Here is a 19,167-nt window from a genome sequence, read left to right as displayed (position 1 = left end):
GAAAAACCATGCCCGGTAACCTGTATCGGGCTTGAGGTCAGAAAAGCGAAAACAGCAATGCGACGGGGAAACTTATCGGCCATGTCGCGCCAACCAAAAAGGCGCTCAGGAAACGAATTCGTTTTTTGTCATGAGTCAAAAACCAGGTGATCAAGAATGATATCACCGCCATGACGGCGTAAAAAATTAATATCTTTTGAAAGAGGGTCATATCAGGCATCCGCGCCAACCAGAGGAAAAAACGCGCGCAATATGCTCTTTTTATTTGACGCACATCAAGGTTTATCAGCCTTGACAGCAAAACGTTCTCAATGCACGGCTCCGCTCACAGAATATCCTGTTTACGTATTATTGCGGATCTCGCCAACCCGTACTATACCCATAGGGGTTATGATGAAAGGTGGCGAAAATGAATGTTTCCAGTAAAACCGTCGTGCTGATTAATGTCTTTGCTGCTGCAGGACTTTTGGGTCTGATCTCGTTGAGATTCGGCTGGTTTGCTTGAGGTGTTCAACCTTTGAGTACTTGCTGCGCATGTTGGCGGGGAGGTCCCCCTCTCCGCCGACACCCGCCTATTTTTTCATGATTTTTCTGAACAGTAAATGATCCTTAATGCTTAACCATGATGTGACGGACAAGGGTGTAGTCTTCCAGACCATACAATGACATATCTTTGCCGTATCCGGACTGTTTTTGCCCTCCATGCGGCATCTCGCTAACCAACATGAAATGGGTATTAATCCAGGTACAGCCATACTGCAATCTGGCGCTAAGCCGGTGCGCCCGCCCAACGTCCTGAGTCCAGACGGAGGATGCCAGACCATAGCGAGAATCGTTGGCCCACCTCAGAACCTGATCTTCATCATCAAAGACGGTTATACTGACCACCGGGCCGAAGACCTCGCGTTGCACGATGGCATCTTCCTGTTTTGCGTCTGCCAGCAACGTCGGAGCGAAATAGTAACCTTTACCTTCCGTTTGACTTCCACCAGTAATCACACGGATATGGCTGAGGGCCTTCGCCTCCTCTACAGCCGCTGTGACGCGCTTCAGGTGCGCCAGCGAACTTAACGGCCCCAGCTCTGTCGACTCATCCTCCGGCGCGCCCATTTTTAGGCTGCTCACCGCGTTCCCTAGCTTTTCGACCAGCGCATCATAGATACCGCGCTGCGCGTATATACGGCACGCCGCAGTACAATCCTGTCCGGCATTATAGAAACCAAAAGTCCGGACGCCCTGCGCCACCGCATCCAGATCGGCGTCATCAAAAACAATCACCGGGGCTTTACCACCGAGTTCCATATGCGTACGTTTTATCGCTGGCGCAGTATGGCGCAGAATATGCTCCCCGGTCGCGATAGAACCGGTTAAAGAGACCATGCGTACTTTTTCATGGCCGGTCAATACATCGCCAACAGTCTGCCCTCGTCCGAACAGGACATTGAGCACCCCCGGCGGAAAGATATCCTTCGCCAGCGCGGCAAGTTTAAGCGCCGTCAGCGGCGTGATTTCAGAAGGCTTAATCACCACGCAGTTACCTGCCGCCAGCGCTGGCGCCAGCTTCCAGGCCGCCATCATGAGCGGATAATTCCACGGCGCGATAGAGGCAACTACACCAATCGGATCCCGGCGGATCATCGACGTATGTCCTTCCAGATATTCGCCCGCCGCCAGCCCACTCAAACAACGGGCCGCGCCGGCAAAAAAGCGAAAAACATCCACGATTGCCGGAATTTCATCATTAATTACGCAGTGCAAAGGCTTACCGCAGTTTTGCGATTCAAGCCGGGCGAACTCAAGGGCGTTTTGCTCGATGCTGTCCGCCAGTTTTAACAGACATTCCGCCCGTGCTTTGGGTGTGGTCTGCCCCCATTCGGCAAACGCGCTATCGGCGGCCAGCACTGCGGCGTCAACCTGCGCGGGCGACGCTTCCGCAATCTCAAGTATGACCTCGCCTGTCGCCGGGTTATAAACAGACTGCCTTTCTCCCTCGCCGTCCACCAGCACGCCATTAATCAGTAATTGATATTGCATAGCATTTTCCCATATCGTCATTAATCGATTTCCGGCGAACGGGCCGCCGCTTTCCTAAAAATAGACGGCGCGCCAGATGCTCACTCGGCACACTCGGGAAATTTAGTCAGGTTGTGAGCTGACACGCATTCCACCTCACACAAGGCTTTTAGCGCGCAGCATCTCGCGAATCAGGCTGCCAAGCTGTTTTACGGCCTGTTCTTCCCGTTCTCCCCAATGCCATGCGGTGTTAAAACGAAAGAAACGCGTCCAGGCGCCGGACGTTGAAAACATTTTCCCCGGCGCGATACTGATAAGGTGTTCAAGCGCTTTGGCGCTAAGTTCACCGGCATCAAGCTGCTCAGGTAGCTCCAGCCAAAGAAAATAACCGCTATCGTTATGGTGAATTTTTACTTCCGCCGGGAGATGGCGCAAAAGGGTTTGCCAGGCTTGCTGTTTACGTTCGGCAAGCTGCCTTCGCAATCGTCGCAGATGCGCGTCATATCGACGTGTCGAGAGATAATCCACTAACGCCAATTGCATGGGGGAACTGGTGGATAATGTGCTCATTAACTGCAAACGCTGAATTTGTCTGGCATGGCTTCCTCCCGCAACCCAGCCAATGCGAAAACCGGGAACCAGACATTTGGAAAAAGACGAACAATGCAACACGGTATCGTCGCGATCCCATGCTTTGGCAGGCAGAGGTTTCTCGCGGCCAAAGTAGAGTTCGCTATAAACATCGTCTTCAATTAGCGTCACGTTATGGTGCGTGAGTAACGCAACCAGCCGCGCTTTTTTCTCAGCACTCAGCGTGAACCCTAACGGATTCTGGCTGTTGGTCATTAACCAGCACGCTTTCACCGGATATTCCTGTAACGCCTGTTCCAGCGCCATAAGATCGATACCTTCTTTAACATCGGTAGGTATCGACAACGCTTTCAGGCGCAATCGCTCCAGGGCCTGTAGCGCACCGTAGAAACAGGGGTTCTCCACCACCACCCAGTCTCCCGGCGCCGTCACCGCCTGTAAACTAAGATTCAACGCTTCCAGCGCGCCGGCGGTAATGACAATCTCGTCAGGAGAAACGGTAATCCCCTGCTGCGCGTAACGGCGTGCTATCGCATAGCGCAATTCTGCATTACCTGGCGGCAAGTTTTCGATGACGCTCATTGCCGTCGCGGTTTTACTGACCTGCGCCAGAGAGCGGTTCAATTGCGGCAAGGGAAACAGACGCGGATCGGGAAACGCTGAAGCAAAAGGCACCACTGAGGTATCACGGCTGGCCTGCAGCATCTCAAAAATATAGGTATTGATATCTACGGCTTCATCCCGAATAACGTGCGCTGCCGTCGCGACTGACCGACAAACCGGATGCGGCGCGACATAATAACCGGATTGCGGACGAGCGATAATCCGTCCCTGACTTTCCAGCAACTGGTACGCATGACCGACAGTCATAAAACTCATGCCGCTACTGGCGACCTGCTCCCTCAGCGAGGGTAATCGATCGCCGGGTTGCCAAACGCCAGAGGCGATTTGTTCTCTAATTTGATCCGCCAGACGTTGATATTTTTTCATTATTCGTTCTCATTGAGCGCTGCTTGCAGGTGGCAACCGCAGTGTATATCAGTTGTTAAAATTAACAATGATTTGCTAACTGTTATGGTGCTTTCCAACAGGCGTAATGATTAGATTTCGCAACAAAACGCCGTTTCAGGGTCTCTGCTTAACGGGAAAGTCAAACCAGGTGTTCGGGTATGGTTCATGAGTAAGGGAGAAGTGCCACCATTCGGTATCCAGTGGCGTAAAACCCGCATCACGCATCAATGTTTGTAATAACAACCTATTTGCGCGTTGCTGAGCAGTAAGCATGACATTATCGGGATGGGATAACGGACTAAAACAGTCAAAGCCGGTACCAAAATCCAGACTATTATCTGGCGAGCGTTGCGCCGCGGACGCAGTACAATTCACCAGTGGTCGTCCGGGATCGTATATTGGTATTTTACTGTCAAGTGGAACAATCGTTAGATCAAGCGTACTTCCCCGACTGTGGCCGGATCTGGCGGCAAGATAACCTTCCTCAAACAGACGATTTTTCTCTACCTGCGGATAAAATTCGTTTTTCATTTGGTTTTGAGAAGGATCTTTGGCCCACGCGATAAAGTCGTTCACTGCGCTTTGCGGACGGTAGCAATCATATATTTTTAAGGTAAGTCCAAAGGGGCGTAAACGATCGGCGACCTGCTTCACTGCGTTTGCGGCTGGTCGTGTTAACAGGCAAACAGGCGCGTTATAGCCTTTAATGGGGCGACCAATAAAGTTATGGGAACTGAAGTATCGCATGTCTACCTGTACGTCGGGGGCGACCGTAGTAATATCGACAAAGTCTTTTGGCTGGTGGAGATCAATATGGTTTTCAGCTGACATTGCCTGAACGGACAACAGGCTGAACAGGAGGAAAGAAGATACGCATTTTACCATATGTTACACCTCGCGAGAGTCACAGGGGTGATTATGTATTTGAGCAGGTAAAGATTAGCGGACACCGCTTAAACAGATGGTTAAAATAAACATCATTCCCCCTGTAATCTGTGCCTTATCACAAACGGAGAGTTTATATTTTGCTTATACGACCACTGCGCCTCCTGTTCTATACCCAAAATAATTCGAGTTGCGTAAAGGCGGCAAGGGAGTGAGTCTCAGGAGCACAGATAACGATGTGTTTTCACAAAGGCGAGTCTACCTGACCAGAAAGGTTATTTGATAATCAGTAGTACAGTTGTTGTCGCCTTCCATAACTAAATAACATTGTTTCGCCAAAGATAAGACCACTATATAGTCAGGAAGGCAATTAGTGAAGAACGCATTAATTGTCGGCGATAATGCTTCTGAACTTACGATTCACCGCAGTTGTGCAAACACATAGAATCCCCCTCGAACCGAGATAATTCGGTCTGCTGGCCATAGTCATTATTCAGTAAGACCTCAGGTTGCAGCGGCGGATCACGGGCGTGAAGAAAAATCCTGTGCCCCAAATTTTTTGGACAAGCGCTGAACCTGCCGTATACTTTTACTTAACGTACACTCCGCCATAAAAATAAACCCTGCGATGATACCGTAATGCCATAGGCATAACTTAAGGATATGCCATAAATCAAGCGAAGCATGATTTAACTTCTCGGTGATTACGATAGTCTGTACAAATATTATGGGGTGAAATAATAAGACGCCTAACAAAAATATCCCTGCCACAATCATGGCGAGTAACTGAAAAAAAGCCCATCCGATAACGAAACGGTAAAGTAACAGCAATAATAGCCGCCCACATTTTTTTAGCCATTCTGACTGCAAAATGCCCCAGGATGCTGTCTTTTCGTGAATTTCACCATCTGATTTCTTCATTTTGAGCCTCCTCGCAGGTTTTTATAATTTTATCGCCTAACTGGAAATAAATCCGTCAGCTAATCGTTACAACAAATATAATTAAGACAAAAACTAAAGAGTAAGGTATTTATATCATAAGCACTATCAGTAGTGGCCTCCTGCCCAACCGCTAAATATCTTATTGTTGTTAGCCTAATAATACTTTCAGTTTAACTTTTTATAAGACAATTTCTACACGGTTGAGCAACAATTTACGTTCTCTAAAAATAATATAGCGTGTAATTAATCATTACTCATGGTACATGATGATGTGATAATTAAGAAAACTGTTTTACTTTCATTCGTTTTACCTGACATACTTCATGGCCAGGAGGCGTGGGCATGACTAAAGCCACGGGTCGATATTAACAATAATGTTGACGGTTCAGGACAAAGCAAAAATCAGGTGTTTCACCGATAGGCAAACCGCTGCAACATGGGATAATATTTTGAACGCCACCTATTCCAGTAATGAAGTATTATATAATCACTTGTGGTATAAATTATGCCAATTACTATCGGGAGAGGGTTTTTAAAGAGTGAGATGTTTTCTCAAAGCGCCATCTCTCAACGCTCCTTCTTTACGTTACTATGGGAAAAGATTAAAGATTTTTTCTGTAGCACGCGAAGATCCGCTGCCGATAAATATATAAAGGAATTATGTGATGTTACCTCTCCGCCTGACGCGCAACGTTTATTTGATTTATTTTGTGCGTTATATGAATTATCATCACCGTCATGCAGAGGAAATTTTCATTTTCAGCACTATAAAGATGCTGAGTGTCAATATACAAATCTCTGTATTAAAGATGGCGAAGATATTCCGTTATGCATTGTGATACGTCAGGATCACTACTATTATGAGATAATGAATAGAACAGTGCTCTGTGTTGATACTCAGCCTGCCCACCTGAAAAGATATTCTGATATTAATATAAAAACTAGCACTTATGTTTGTGAAGAGCTATGTTGCTTGTTCCCTGAGCGGTTACCACTCTCGCTATCCGGCGGTATAACATTTTCCGTTGACCTAAAAAATATAAAAGAGACGCTTATCACCATGGCCGAAAAGGGTAATTTATGTGACTGGAAGGAACAGGAAAGAAAAGCCGCCATCTCCTCCAGGATTAATCTGGGCATCGACCAGGCAGGTGTAACACCTATTGACGACGCTATCAAAAACGAAATAGCCGCAAAGGTTATTGAGAACACTAACTTAAATAATGCAACATTTCATGCAAATCATACACAAAGCTCAGTTACTCAACTAGTTTATTCATGTTTGTTTAAGAATGAGATATTAATGAATATGCTGGAAGAAAGTTCCTCTCATGGCCTGCTATGTTTAAACGACCTTGCTGAATATGTAGCGATACAAGTTCATAACAGCCTTTTTTCTGAAGATTTATCTTCACTCGTTGAAACAACAAAAAATGAGGCTTATCACCAGCGTTGACCACACCATAAATATTATGGTTTACAATCCCCTGGCGATACCAAGACCAGCTAATACAATACCTTTAAAAATATACTTCCAGGGAATAATGAATTTCGTATGGAGCGAATTGGCTCGTTTTTTTATAATTGATATCCTGAGTATAAGTATATTTTCTCATACAACTTATCGCACTTATTGACAAACCGTTTTCGCTAATTTGAAGTGTTGAATAATAACTCAAAAAAATTATTGGCATTATAGCCTCACGACGTAACTGGAAGGTGGCATGATGCTTACAAAAACGTTATCAGTAGTTTTACTGACCTGTGCGCTGTTTTCAGGCCAGTTACTGGCGAAACAGCAAGACCACGCGTTCGTATGGTTTGCGACGGGAGGGCACCAGCTTAGACACGAAGCCGACAGTGATGAATTACGGGCGGCAGCGGAAGAATCAGCGGAAGGCTTGCGCGAGCACCACAACTGGCAGAAATCGCGCAAACCAGAGAGCTATTTTCGTTAATTAAACGCCCCTGCGCTTCGGCAGCGTTTTCATCAGCGCTTCAGGGCTCACTGAAGCGACAACGCTGCCGGGCTGGGGCATTTTTAAGAGGTGGTTTTTAATTTTGCCAATGACATGCATTTCGCAAGGGCGGCAGTCGAATTTTAGCGTCAGTACCTCATCGCCATGCACCAACTGCATCGGCGTGGCTTTCCAGCTCTTAATATTTCCTTTCGCCTGCTTTGGACAAAGGTTGAATGCAAAACGCAGGCAGTGTTTGGTGATCATGACCGGTACCTCGCCCTTCTCCTGATGCGCCTCATAGGCCGCATCAATCAATTGTACGCCGTAACGGTGATAAAATTCCCGCGCTTTGTGGTTGTAGACATTAGCGAGAAAGCTGAGATGCGTTTGCGGGTAGACCGGCGCAGGCTGCGCCACGGGTTTCCGACGACCTCGTTGATAATGGGCCAGCCGCGCCGCGTCAAGCATATCAATCGCCTCCCGACGGAACTGATTGAGCAGGCTATTTGGCACGAACAACGCCGCCGGTAATGTCACCTGCATATCACGCGCGTAGTAAGGCGTCTGTCCCAGCTTCGCCAGTCCGGCTTTTAGGTTATTCAACGCTTTTTCAGAGTGATTGGCTTCCTCAAATACCCCATCAAGCGTATGCGTGATGCAGACACCGTCTTCACTGGTCAGCGTCAGAATAAGCTGTTCCTGCCAGCCGCCCAGCATGATATCAACCGCCACACGGCGCTCACTGGAGGTTTTTGTCAGCGCTTGCTGCCAGTTATGATCCAGATTACGATTCAACGGATGATGCGGACGGACTTTATGCAGGTCGGCAGGCATATCATTTGGCCAAACGCGGTAGCGGTTATGACCGGTTTTCTCCACCGTATTGGCGCGAAAACCCACCACTTCACGCTTAATCAACACGTTCAGGCCATCGCCATTCGCCAACGGCTCCGTAGCTTCTACGTCGAGATAATCCTTCGCCACATTCAGCACCTCGCCTACCGGCAAGCCAATAAATTTTGGTGAATCAAATGCGCCAATATCGCCTTTCCGCGCGTTAACAAAATAGTCGGTGCTGCCGCGATGGAAGGTTTTCTCCGTGGAGGGAACAAAAAAGTGTTCGGTCCGACCAACCGACGCACGCGCCAGATCGCCACGTTGCTCGATAATCGCGTCCAGCATCTGACGATAATGCGCGGTGATGTTTTTGACATAGCTCATGTCTTTGTAGCGCCCTTCAATCTTGAAGGAACGTACGCCTGCATCGATCAACGCGCCGAGGTTAGCCGTTTGATCGTTATCTTTCATCGATAGCAAATGTTTTTCGTAAGAGACCACCCGCCCCTGATCGTCTTTTAACGTATACGGTAAGCGACAGGCTTGCGAACAGTCACCCCGATTGGCGCTGCGCCCGGTTTGCGCATGAGAGATATAACACTGCCCAGAATAAGCGACACACAGCGCGCCATGAATGAAGAACTCAATCGTGGCGTCAGTAGCCTGATGAATAGCCGCTATCTGACTCAAATTAAGCTCGCGCGCCAGTACAATCTGTGAAAAACCGACATCGGCAAGAAACTTCGCTTTTTCCACGCTGCGAATATCACACTGTGTACTGGCGTGAAGCTCAATCGGCGGGATATCCAGTTCCAGAATGCCCATATCCTGCACAATCAGCGCATCCACCCCGGTGTTGTACAAATCGGTGATTAACCGCTGCGCGGGCTCCAGCTCATCATCATGCAGAATAGTATTCAGCGTGACAAAAATCCTAGCGCCGTAACGGTGAGCAAACGGAACCAGATCGGCGATATCGCGCAGACTGTTACTGGCGTTATGACGTGCGCCAAAACCGGGTCCGCCGATGTAGACGGCATCTGCGCCATGCAAAATCGCTTCGCGAGCAATTGCGGCGTCACGGGCCGGACTTAACAATTCGAGATAGTGAGGTTGCTGGCGCATACAGTCGTTCTTATCCAATAGAAGCGAAATGGCGGCTATTGTAGTCAGAAGCGCAAACTAACGAAATAGTTTTCCCGCTTAATCACGTGGGTAATGGATCAGCGAGTGAAAATGAACCGTCTGGTCACTGCTGTTGCGATAGGTATGCGCCGTATCGCCGGCAAAACGCAAACCTTTACCGGCGTCTATGGTTTGCCATACCCCACCAGTACACATGTCCAGCCGACCCTGAATCACCACCACATGTTCGATAACGCCGGCTTTATGCGGCGTTGATTCGCTGACCGTGCCAGGCGCCAGCAATAGAGAAAAATAGTCAAAACAGAGTTCAGGGTCCCACGGAAACAGCGGTGTGATTACCATCGCTTGCTGCTGGGGATCGAAGGTTGGCGGAAATTCGGCCTGCGGCGGCGAAATAAACATTGAGAATGGAACGTTCAGGCCCGTCGCAATTTTCCACAGCGTTGCGACTGTCGGGCTGGATTCATTACGCTCTATCTGCCCCAACATGGCTTTTGAGACGCCGGAGATCTCCGCCAGACGCGATAAACTCCAGCCTCGCTGATGGCGTAACGTTCTTAACGTGGTCGCCAGATAGTGTGTCAGGTTATCCATTTTCCCCCCCTGTAAGACCATAGCGTATCACTTGTACGCTATAACGCACAATGCTACATTGACTGACCGTTATAACGCACAAGAGGCGATCATGCGTCTGTTATCACTGCCGTTACCTACTGTATTATCTGGTCTGGTCGCCGTTCTGGTCGGCTATGCAAGTTCCGCCGCCATTATCTGGCAGGCGGCGCTTGCCGCTGGCGCAACACCCGCAGAGATCGCCGGCTGGATGACCGCCCTCGGTATAGCCATGGGCATAAGCACACTAACGTTAACCTTGTGGTATCGTGCGCCGGTTTTAACCGCCTGGTCAACGCCTGGCGCCGCTCTGTTGGTAACAGGGCTTCAGGGATTATCGTTGCCAGACGCCGTGGGCATATTCATTGTCGCCAATGCCCTGATTGTGCTGTGCGGCGTCACGGGATTGTTTGCGCGTTTGATGCGGATAATCCCCCATTCTCTTGCCGCCGCAATGCTGGCGGGAATACTGCTAAGCTTCGGCCTGCAGGCGTTCGGGACGCTCAACGGAGAGTTTGTCATGTGCGGCGGTATGCTATTGGCGTGGCTACTCTTTAAAGTATTCGCGCCCCGCTATGCCGTTATTGCTGCCATGGTAATGGGAATAACGGTGGCGCTCATCCAGGGTAAGGTGGCGATGAGCGGTATTCATTTCGCGCCGGTGTGGCCCACCTTCGTTCCCCCCCACTTTTCATTCGCTCAAAGCCTGAGCGTCGCGGTACCGCTCTTCCTGGTGACGATGGCATCGCAAAACGCCCCCGGCGTCGCCACAATGAAGGCGTCTGGCTATCAGCTTCCTGTCTCTCCGTTAATGATTTTTACCGGGTTGCTGGCGCTGCTGCTTTCGCCATTTGGCGTTTATTCTATCTGCATTGCCGCCATTACAGCCGCCATTTGTCAAAGCCCGGACGCACACCCCGATCCAACGCGTCGCTGGTTAGCGGCCGCCGCCGCAGGCGTTTTTTATTTACTTGCCGGGTGGTTTGGCGGTTCGATAACCGCGCTGATGGTCGCCCTGCCGGTTAGCTGGGTGCAAATGCTGGCTGGTCTGGCATTGTTAAGTACGATTAGCGGTAGCCTGTATCAGGCGCTTACTCACGAAAGTGAGCGTGACGCGGCAGTTATCGCATTTCTCGTCACCGCCAGCGGGCTAACGCTGATGGGCATCGGATCGGCATTCTGGGGGTTGATCGCTGGCGGAATAGGCTACGCAGTATTAACGAGAACGCGCCGCCCATCGTTGTCTGGCTGATGGTGGCCGCTAATCTGCCGGGGTTTGCGCCATCTTGCGATGGCGCCGCAGAATTATTTTTTATTAACGTCAAACATAGAGGTATCCGTCGCCATATCATCCACGACCTGTTTCAACGTCTCAAACGCCATTGGCGTACTGGAATTGCTCAGGTCTTTACCTTCACCCTGGCGTACTACCTTGACGACCGGCTTGTTGGTCGCGGCATCTATCAGCTCACCTTCAAAATAGAGGTGGGTATCCATGGTCCGGTGGCCCGTCGCCATTTGCGTGCCCGCCACAATCAGCGCTACAGGGATCACCTCATAGAATTGCAGCCCTTCTTTGCTGGTATCCACGCCCGTAATCGCCCCGCGGAAAATCAAACTGCGCGGCCCTGGCGTCGTGACCAGCGGTTTGCGCTGTTCAATTGCTGATTTTACTTTAGTGTTCGTATAAGCCAGCAGTTTATCAAGAACTTGCTGCCCGACCTGGGTCGTTGGTTTGGGGACGGGATAGTATGTTATCGGATTGTAAACAATACTGTCATAGTTAGAGTCATTGAAATGTGGATCTACCCAGCGCAACACCGGTTTCCCCGTGGCGGAGGTAGTTTCCTGCAGGTCCGAATAATTTTTTAAGAATCCAGAATACTTATCCGGCTGTGTGACTTTGGACGCACAGCCGGATAACGCCAGCAAGCCAGTAAGCACTGCAACTTTAAATAAAGTATGAGTACGCATGAAACGATCCCTTTAGTCTTCGCAATGATGCAAAGGAAATAATAGCAAAACGAAATCATTCTGGATGCACTAAAAATGGTAACGACAGCACAATTTGAAAGCAGCGCCCGACAAAAAAATGCCGAACGCAGCGAGACTTACAGAACTTGCATCGCTCAGGCCGTTTTTCTCGCCAGCATCGTAGCAAAGCGCAGTTTGATACGGTTGCCGTTTTCGTCCGTGCGGTGAAGCTCGCCGACATCTTCGTTGTATTTCAGCATGTCCCATCCTTCGTAATAGCGGCGTAATTCGCCTTCTTTAAAAGCGAACGGGAATCCCACCGTACAGGGAAAGTCCGGCGTATCCATTGCCGCAACAATCAAATTATACCCGCCGGGTTTTGTGCAGCGTTGCATATTGGCAATTAAACCGGGAATGGTTTGCGCCTCAAGAAACATCATAACCACCGTCGAGAGAATAAAATCGTACTCGCCGTCAAAGGTCAATGTATTCAGATCGACAATGTCGGTTTGCAGATTATCCAGCCCTTCTGCCGCTTTAATACGCTCAAGGTTAGCCATACTGGCCGGATTTTTATCCCACGCGGTAACGTCATAACCGTTCGCGGCCAGATACAGACTATTACGGCCATTGCCACATCCCAAATCCAGCGTTCGGCCCGGCGCGACAACCTTTGCCGCCGCCAGCACATCCGAATGCGTGCGGGTTAATCCGTATTTCTCAGTAAAGTAATTTTCGTCACGAACGGTCATTTTTTTCCTCCGTTTTCAACAGTGCAGCGCGCTCAGTGCGAATAAGCAACGTCCCCTGCACCAGCAATAGAAATGTACGAACCAGCAATAAAGCGATAATAGCGTTAGTGAAAATAAACAGCGGGACGGCCAGAATATGAAAAAGCCCTGATTCACTACCGTGACCAAGATGTAATCCCGTGGTCGCCAGCGCGGAAACGCCGAACGAAAAACTCCAGAAGGAAGCGTTAAACGGTTGTGATAAATACCAGGGCATTAATCGCAGCATAAATAAAAGCTGTAACAGACCGTAGCCGAATAGCATTTTCGCCAGCGTGTCGCCCTCCCCGCCATTGACGCTCAGCCAGGCGCTACAGGCGACCAGCGCGGGCGCCAGTTGGATACCCAGCGACGTACGCAGCACCGCCGGTAATTCGCCGCAGCTACGCAGTCGCTGCAAAATAACCGGCTCCAGACTTAACCACGAAAAGACGCCTGCGCCTAAAAACACCAGTCCTGCATCATTGTAACCGAGCGCTCCACAGGCCATAGCGCTGATAAAATTATTCGCTACCGTGGGCAGATAAAGTCCTGGGGTTGTCGCTTCTTCCGGATGCGCTCCGCGCCAAAGTCCCGCCGTCTGCCAGGCGGCATACGCCAGTTGTATGACGACTCCCACGCTGAATAGCGCAACGGCCAACGGGCGATACCAGGGAACGAAACCGATCGCGACCAGCATCGTGGTGGCGGGAAACAGGCTGACAAAACTGCTCATTACCGGATGTCGCACTTCAGCCATCACGCTATGGGGAAAGCGCACCAGACGGCTAAGGAACGCCAGGGTCAAGAGTGCCCAAATAATCATCGCCAGGATCACCATGATGTCGCCGGGCCAGTGGCTTATTGCCCATATCTGGCTGGCATAACGCCAGGCGAATCCCATACCGATAGTGCCAAGGACGATGCCAAAATAGCCCGCAGGCAGATTGAGCACGCGATCGCTCTGCTTGTGATTACGCATTTTGTTTAATTTATAAAGTATATTTGAAATGCATTTTATGGAATTTCTGGTTGTTTCGCCAGTACCTTTGCTACGGTTATCTTAATCGTTCACACGGAATTTCCCTATGATCAAATATCGACTGAGTGAAGAACCTCGTGCTTTTACTTATCAGGTAGACGGTGAGAAGAAAAGCGTCTTATTACGACAAGTTATTGCCGTAACGGATTTTAACGATGTTAAAGCCGGAACCTCCGGCGGCTGGGTTGATGCCGATAATGTGCTGTCACAACAGGGGGATTGCTGGATTTATGATGAAAACGCGATGGCCTTTGCGGGCACGGAAATTACGGGTAACGCGCGTATCACGCAGCCGTGCACGCTCTACAATAACGTGCGAATAGGCGATAACGTCTGGATTGATCGCGCTGATATCAGCGATGGCGCACGGATAAGTGACAACGTCACCATTCAGTCCTCTTCCGTGCGCGGAGAGTGTGCGATTTATGGCGATGCCCGCGTGTTAAACCAGTCAGAAATTCTCGCCGTTCAGGGACTAACGCATGAACATGCGCAGATTTTACAAATTTACGATCGCGCCACCGTGAACCATTCGCGGATTGTCCATCAGGTACAGCTTTATGGCGACGCCACTATCACACACGCTTTTATTGAGCACCGGGCGGAGGTCTTTGATTTCGCGCTCATTGAAGGCAACAAAGACAATAATGTCTGGATCTGTGACTGCGCCAAAGTCTATGGCCATGCGCGGGTTATCGCCGGCACACAGGAAGATGCGATCCCTACCCTTCGCTACAGCTCGCAGGTAGCGGAACATGCGTTAATCGAAGGCAACTGTGTGTTAAAACATCATGTGCTGGTAGGCGGACATGCTGAGGTACGCGGAGGCCCGATTTTACTGGACGACCGCGTGCTGATTGAAGGCCAGGCCTGTATACAGGGCGAAATTCTGATTGAGCACCAGGTCGAGATTAGCGGACGGGCGACGGTGATAGCCTTTGACGGCAATACTATTCACCTGCGCGGCCCAAAAGTGATCAATGGCGAGGATCGTATTACGCGTACCCCCTTAGTCGGTTCCCTTTAATCCGCATCAATAATGCGGGCATACATATTAACGTCGTGATAGTCGCCGTTAAGATACTCCGCCTGCTTCATACAGCCTTCCAGCGTAAAATGGTTGCGCCGTGCGACTGCGTTACTGGCCTGATTATCAACGCGGCATTTAATGACGAAGCGCCGAATATCGCCGCGCCGGGCATAATGTGTCATCAGCGCCTGTAATGATTGCGACATTATCCCTTGTCCCTGGAGGGACTCATCCAGCCAGTAACCGATATAGGCGGCTTTGTTTATCGGTTCGATGGCATTAAATGAGAGTACGCCTGCCATCTCATTCTGGCAGAAAATCAGGTACATTTTGGCGTAACCACGCTGGTGCAACAGTATATTACCCTGCACATGCTTACGCGTTTCCTCCTGCGACGTGACATATTGCGGCCAGTCGAGCGACTGTTGTAGCCACGCTTTGTTTTTGAGTACCAGTTGGTGCAGCGCCGGAACATGACTTTCATCTGCCGCTCGCAGTTCCAGCGTCGTGCTAACAGGAATAATTTCCACCATCGCGTTGCCCTTCTTCGTTGTTGGTCGTGATCACATAAATAGCCTGGTTTACCGATAACCCGCAGGTGATATGAGCGTTTTTATTGTATCGCCATCACATTATTTTTTATTGGCCATATTTAGCGTATTTCCGCGTGACACATTTCACACTTATCCAACCATTCTCCACCTATAAAACGCTCAACGACTGATTGTTTTATCACCACGGAGACGCCAATGACCTTTTCTGTGCAGGAAACGCTTTTTTCTTTACTGCGGCTAAACGGGATTTCAGGACATGAAAGCAGTATTGCAAACGTTATGCAGCACGCGTTTGAACAGCAGGCCAAAGACGTCTGGCGGGATCGCTTAGGCAATGTCGTCGCCCGTTATGGCAGCGACAAATCCGACGCGCTTCGCCTGATGATTTTTGCGCATATGGATGAAGTCGGTTTTATGGTACGCAAGATCGAACCCTCCGGCTTTTTACGTTTTGAACGCGTGGGCGGCCCGGCGCAAATTACTATGCCCGGTTCGATCGTGACGCTTGCCGGACGTTCAGGCGATATCATGGGCTGTATCGGTATTAAAGCATATCACTTCGCGAAGGGTGACGAGCGCACCCAGCCTCCCGCGCTCGATAAACTCTGGATTGATATCGGCGCAAAAGATAAAGCGGATGCCGAACGAATGGGTATTCAGGTGGGGACGCCAGTAACCCTTTACAACCCGCCGCACTGTCTGGGCAACGACCTGGTATGCAGTAAGGCGCTGGATGACAGACTGGGGTGTACGGCGCTACTGGGCGTCGCCGAGGCCCTCGCCTCCACACCGCTCGATATCGCGGTGTTCTTGGTCGCGTCGGTACAGGAAGAGTTCAATATTCGCGGGATTGTTCCCGTTTTACGACGCGTGCGCCCCGACCTGGCGATTGGTATTGATATCACCCCATCCTGCGACACGCCTGACCTGCAGGATTACTCGGATGTGCGGGTCAACCACGGCGTCGGCATCACCTGTCTGAACTATCACGGACGCGGTACGTTGGCGGGACTGATTACGCCGCCGCGTTTGCTGCGGATGCTGGAGACCACCGCGCACGAAAATAATATTCCCGTACAGCGTGAAGTCGCGCCAGGCGTCATCACCGAAACCGGCTACATTCAGGTTGAACTGGACGGTATTCCCTGCGCCAGTCTTTCTATTCCCTGCCGCTATACCCACTCGCCAGCCGAAGTCGCCAGCCTGCGCGACCTGGCTGATTGTATCCGTTTACTGACTGCGCTGGCCAACATGTCGCCAGAACAGTTTCCCATTGAGCCTGAAACAGGCGCTACACAAGAGGCACGACCATGATGAAAAAGATCCTTGTGGCATGTGGTACCGGCATGTCGACATCAACCATGATTGCACAAAAACTGCAGGACTTTCTTGCGGAGCAAGGCATTGCGGCAACCACGGCGCAATGCTGTCTGAATGAGATCCCGTTGAACTGTAACGGTATGGATCTCATCGTAACGTCCATGCGTACGCACAGTGACTATGGCATCCCGACGCTCAACGGCGCCGCCCTGCTGACAGGCATCAACGACGACGCATTAAAACAAGAAATCAAGGCGCTGTTAACACAATAAAGGGGGCATTATGTTTGATTACATCCTGTCTCTCGGCGGCACCGTTTTTGTGCCCATCATTATGATTATCATCGGCTTAATCTTTCGTATTCCCTGGCTGCAGGCAGTGAAAGCCGGGGTGACGGTCGGCATCGGTTTTGTCGGCATGGGGTTGGTGATCGTCATGGCGATCGACAGTCTCAGTCCGCCGATTAAAGTGATGATTGAGCGTTTTGGCCTGACGCTGCATGTGTTTGACGTCGGCGCCGGGCCCGCATCCGGCGTCGGCTATGCGACGGCCATCGGCGCGATGATCATTCCCGTTATCTTTCTGCTCAACGTCGGTATGCTGGTGACTCGTCTGACCAAAACCATGAACGTTGATATTTATAACTACTGGCACTACGCCATTACCGGAACGGTCGTCCAGTTGATGACCGGCAGTCTGATTTATGGCGTACTGGGCGCGATTTGCCACGCCGCCTTGTCGTTGAAAATGGCCGACTGGACGGCGAAACGGGTACAGAACATTGTGGGTCTGGAAGGGATTTCTATTCCGCAAGGGTATGGCTCCAGTTCCGTGCCGTTGTTCGTATTGCTGGATGCGATATACGAAAAAATACCGTTTATGAAAGGACGCAATATAGACGCTCAGGAGATCCAAAAACGGTATGGGATGGTCGGCGACCCGGTGATCATTGGCGTTGTTCTCGGGCTGATCTTCGGACTTGCCGCAGGCGAAGGCTTTAAAGGGTGCGCAACCTTAATGATTACCGTAGCGGCGATTATGGTGCTGTTTCCGCGCATGATTCGCCTTATCGTTGAGGGATTAATGCCCATTTCCGACGGCGCACGTAAGTTCTTCCAGAAACACTTTAAAGGGCGCGAAGTCTTTATCGGTCTGGATACCGCAGTGACGTTAGGCCACCCGACCACCATCGCGGTTGGACTGCTGTTAATTCCCATCATGTTAATTCTGGCGAGCATACTGCCGGGCAATAAAGTCCTGCCGCTGGCTGATTTACCGGTTGCGCCGTTTTTTATCTGCATGGCCACGGTTATTCATCGCGGCGATCTGATTCGTACTCTGCTCAGCGGCATCATTGTCATGATTACCGTTCTGCTGATCGCCACCCAGTTCGCACCGTACTTTACCGATATGGCGCTCAAAGGCGGCTTTAGCTTCGCCGCTGAAAACGCGCAAATTACCGCGCTGTCGGTGGGAAATATGTTTGGCTGGTCAATATCTGAATTGATGTCGCTGGGCATGATTGGCGTGGTTATTGTGGTCGGCATTGTCGCCAGCATCATACTTGTCTTACGTAAACGTGAACTACCGGAATAAGGAGCAACCCAGAATGAGTTGGCTAAAAGAGGTAATAGGAACAGAAAAAGCCGTTATCGCCATGTGCCATTTACGGGCGTTGCCGGGCGATCCCGGGTTCGATACCAGGAAAGGCATGAACTGGGTAATTGACCGCGCCCATGACGATTTAATGGCGCTACAAAATGGCGGCGTGGATGCGGTGATGTTCTCCAACGAATTTAGTCTGCCTTATTTAACGAAAGTCAGACCGGAAACGACCGCCGCGATGGCAAGAATCATCGGTCAGTTAATGAGTGAAATCCGCGTACCGTTTGGGGTAAACGTGTTGTGGGACCCTGTGGCCTCGTTTGATTTGGCGATGGCGACCAACGCAAAATTTATCCGCGAAATTTTCACCGGCGCTTACGCCAGCGATTTTGGCGTCTGGGATACGAATGTCGGCGAAACCATTCGCCATCAGCATCGCATCGGCGCAGGCCACGTGAAAACGTTGTTTAACATCGTGCCGGAAGCGGCGGTGTATCTGGGAAACCGCGATGTCTGTTCAATTGCGAAATCGACCGTATTTAACAATAACCCCGATGCCCTGTGCGTCTCGGGGCTGACGGCGGGCGCTCGCACGGATAGCGCCATACTGAAGCGGGTAAAAGAGACCGTCCCCGACACGGTCGTGCTGGCGAATACCGGGGTGTGTCTGGAAAACGTCGAGGAGCAGCTCTGCATTGCCGACGGATGCGTAACGGCAACCACGTTTAAAAAAGACGGCGTCTTCGCCAACTTTGTCGACCAGGCGCGCGTGGCGAAGTTTATGGAGAAAGTACGCCATATCCGACAATAAAATGGGGATAAGCAAAACGCTTATCCCCTGCAGAGAGCGATAACTCTTCTGCCGATCTCCGTC

The 19,167-nt window shown here is 50.4% G+C and carries 20 protein-coding genes and 1 pseudogene; 9 read left to right on the top strand and 12 right to left on the bottom strand.

All coding sequences use genetic code 11. From position 1 onward, the window contains the following. Window positions 1–37: 37 nt before the first annotated feature. Entirely contained in the window at window positions 38–211 is a 174-nt protein-coding gene (locus tag ACLJNW_RS03700) for a GhoT/OrtT family toxin (protein WP_001522647.1), read from the bottom strand. Window positions 212–409: 198 nt separating this feature from the next. Between ACLJNW_RS03700 and yncL the strand changes: the two genes are divergently transcribed. Next, window positions 410–505, top strand: a complete 96-nt coding sequence (yncL, locus tag ACLJNW_RS03695) for a stress response membrane protein YncL (protein ID WP_001103198.1) — start codon at window positions 410–412, stop codon at window positions 503–505. Between the two features lie 104 nt (window positions 506–609). Here yncL and patD read toward each other — a convergent pair whose 3' ends face one another. The 5 genes and pseudogenes from patD to ACLJNW_RS03670 all read right to left on the bottom strand — a co-directional run bounded on the left by patD (window position 610) and on the right by ACLJNW_RS03670 (window position 5,421). After that, entirely contained in the window at window positions 610–2,055 is a 1,446-nt protein-coding gene (gene patD / locus ACLJNW_RS03690) for an aminobutyraldehyde dehydrogenase (protein WP_000158093.1), read from the bottom strand. Window positions 2,056–2,169: 114 nt separating this feature from the next. Continuing rightward, a complete protein-coding gene (gene ycdR / locus ACLJNW_RS03685) occupies window positions 2,170–3,594 on the bottom strand; it encodes a GntR family transcriptional regulator YdcR (RefSeq protein ID WP_024154605.1) in 1,425 nt (474 codons plus the stop codon). Window positions 3,595–3,729: 135 nt separating this feature from the next. Continuing rightward, window positions 3,730–4,500, bottom strand: a complete 771-nt coding sequence (locus tag ACLJNW_RS03680) for a M15 family metallopeptidase (protein WP_000237717.1) — start codon at window positions 4,498–4,500, stop codon at window positions 3,730–3,732. 258 nt (window positions 4,501–4,758) lie between these two features. Next, window positions 4,759–4,990: pseudogene (locus ACLJNW_RS03675) on the bottom strand (hypothetical protein). 32 nt (window positions 4,991–5,022) lie between these two features. Beyond that, window positions 5,023–5,421 carry a hypothetical protein gene (locus ACLJNW_RS03670; protein ID WP_001649405.1) on the bottom strand — a complete coding sequence of 133 codons (399 nt, stop codon included), beginning with the start codon at window positions 5,419–5,421 and terminating at the stop codon, window positions 5,023–5,025. A 526-nt stretch (window positions 5,422–5,947) separates the two neighbouring features. Between ACLJNW_RS03670 and sifB the strand changes: the two genes are divergently transcribed. Then, entirely contained in the window at window positions 5,948–6,898 is a 951-nt protein-coding gene (sifB, locus tag ACLJNW_RS03665) for an SPI-2 type III secretion system effector SifB (RefSeq protein ID WP_024154606.1), read from the top strand. A gap of 271 nt (window positions 6,899–7,169) precedes the next feature. Continuing rightward, window positions 7,170–7,400 (top strand): DUF2554 family protein, encoded by a 231-nt coding sequence (locus ACLJNW_RS03660; protein ID WP_000956438.1) that lies wholly within the window; start codon window positions 7,170–7,172, stop codon window positions 7,398–7,400. On the opposite strand, the gene ACLJNW_RS03655 is transcribed toward ACLJNW_RS03660, so the two are convergent. Next, on the bottom strand, window positions 7,401–9,365 hold the full coding sequence (locus tag ACLJNW_RS03655; protein ID WP_001249751.1) for a peptidase U32 family protein: 1,965 nt from the start codon (window positions 9,363–9,365) through the stop codon (window positions 7,401–7,403). Between the two features lie 78 nt (window positions 9,366–9,443). Next, the gene (locus ACLJNW_RS03650; RefSeq protein WP_000369552.1) at window positions 9,444–9,980 is read right to left on the bottom strand and encodes a helix-turn-helix domain-containing protein; all 537 of its coding nucleotides are present in this window, start codon (window positions 9,978–9,980) and stop codon (window positions 9,444–9,446) included. A 91-nt stretch (window positions 9,981–10,071) separates the two neighbouring features. On the opposite strand from ACLJNW_RS03650, the gene ACLJNW_RS03645 reads away from it, so the two are divergent. Beyond that, window positions 10,072–11,250, top strand: coding sequence for a benzoate/H(+) symporter BenE family transporter (locus tag ACLJNW_RS03645; RefSeq protein WP_024154607.1), 1,179 nt, complete (start codon window positions 10,072–10,074; stop codon window positions 11,248–11,250). Between the two features lie 53 nt (window positions 11,251–11,303). On the opposite strand, the gene ACLJNW_RS03640 is transcribed toward ACLJNW_RS03645, so the two are convergent. From ACLJNW_RS03640 to tehA, 3 genes are all read right to left on the bottom strand, one after another. Then, a complete protein-coding gene (locus ACLJNW_RS03640) occupies window positions 11,304–11,972 on the bottom strand; it encodes a DUF3313 domain-containing protein (RefSeq protein ID WP_001259025.1) in 669 nt (222 codons plus the stop codon). Between the two features lie 155 nt (window positions 11,973–12,127). Further along, complete coding sequence (gene tehB / locus ACLJNW_RS03635; RefSeq protein WP_000218276.1) at window positions 12,128–12,724, bottom strand: tellurite resistance methyltransferase TehB; 597 nt, start codon at window positions 12,722–12,724, stop codon at window positions 12,128–12,130. Further along, window positions 12,711–13,724 carry a dicarboxylate transporter/tellurite-resistance protein TehA gene (gene tehA, locus ACLJNW_RS03630; protein ID WP_001243996.1) on the bottom strand — a complete coding sequence of 338 codons (1,014 nt, stop codon included), beginning with the start codon at window positions 13,722–13,724 and terminating at the stop codon, window positions 12,711–12,713. Before tehA ends, tehB begins: the two co-directional genes overlap by 14 nt. A 106-nt stretch (window positions 13,725–13,830) precedes the next feature. Here tehA and ydcK point away from each other — a divergent pair, with 106 nt between their 5' ends. Further along, window positions 13,831–14,811, top strand: a complete 981-nt coding sequence (ydcK, locus tag ACLJNW_RS03625) for a YdcK family protein (protein WP_023204581.1) — start codon at window positions 13,831–13,833, stop codon at window positions 14,809–14,811. Here the strand turns inward: ydcK and rimL are convergent. Beyond that, window positions 14,808–15,347, bottom strand: coding sequence for a 50S ribosomal protein L7/L12-serine acetyltransferase (rimL, locus tag ACLJNW_RS03620; RefSeq protein WP_000229305.1), 540 nt, complete (start codon window positions 15,345–15,347; stop codon window positions 14,808–14,810). The genes ydcK and rimL overlap by 4 nt on opposite strands. Before the next feature lie 216 nt (window positions 15,348–15,563). Between rimL and ACLJNW_RS03615 the strand changes: the two genes are divergently transcribed. The 4 genes from ACLJNW_RS03615 to sgcQ are packed head-to-tail and all read left to right on the top strand — an operon-like array spanning window position 15,564 to window position 19,104. Continuing rightward, entirely contained in the window at window positions 15,564–16,682 is a 1,119-nt protein-coding gene (locus ACLJNW_RS03615) for a M42 family metallopeptidase (RefSeq protein ID WP_000144625.1), read from the top strand. Then, the gene (sgcB, locus tag ACLJNW_RS03610; RefSeq protein WP_000976132.1) at window positions 16,679–16,960 is read left to right on the top strand and encodes a PTS sugar transporter subunit IIB SgcB; all 282 of its coding nucleotides are present in this window, start codon (window positions 16,679–16,681) and stop codon (window positions 16,958–16,960) included. Before ACLJNW_RS03615 ends, sgcB begins: the two co-directional genes overlap by 4 nt. A gap of 10 nt (window positions 16,961–16,970) precedes the next feature. Continuing rightward, entirely contained in the window at window positions 16,971–18,284 is a 1,314-nt protein-coding gene (gene sgcC / locus ACLJNW_RS03605; RefSeq protein WP_000460835.1) for a PTS sugar transporter subunit IIC SgcC, read from the top strand. A 13-nt stretch (window positions 18,285–18,297) separates the two neighbouring features. Then, entirely contained in the window at window positions 18,298–19,104 is an 807-nt protein-coding gene (gene sgcQ, locus ACLJNW_RS03600; RefSeq protein ID WP_023203896.1) for a BtpA family protein SgcQ, read from the top strand. Window positions 19,105–19,167 lie beyond the last annotated feature (63 nt).

Source organism: Salmonella sp. SAL4457 (genome assembly GCF_046548235.1).
GTDB lineage: Bacteria > Pseudomonadota > Gammaproteobacteria > Enterobacterales > Enterobacteriaceae > Salmonella > Salmonella enterica.
The sequence above is the reverse complement of the archived record's forward strand: the minus strand, read 5'-3'. Positions and strand labels throughout refer to the sequence as shown.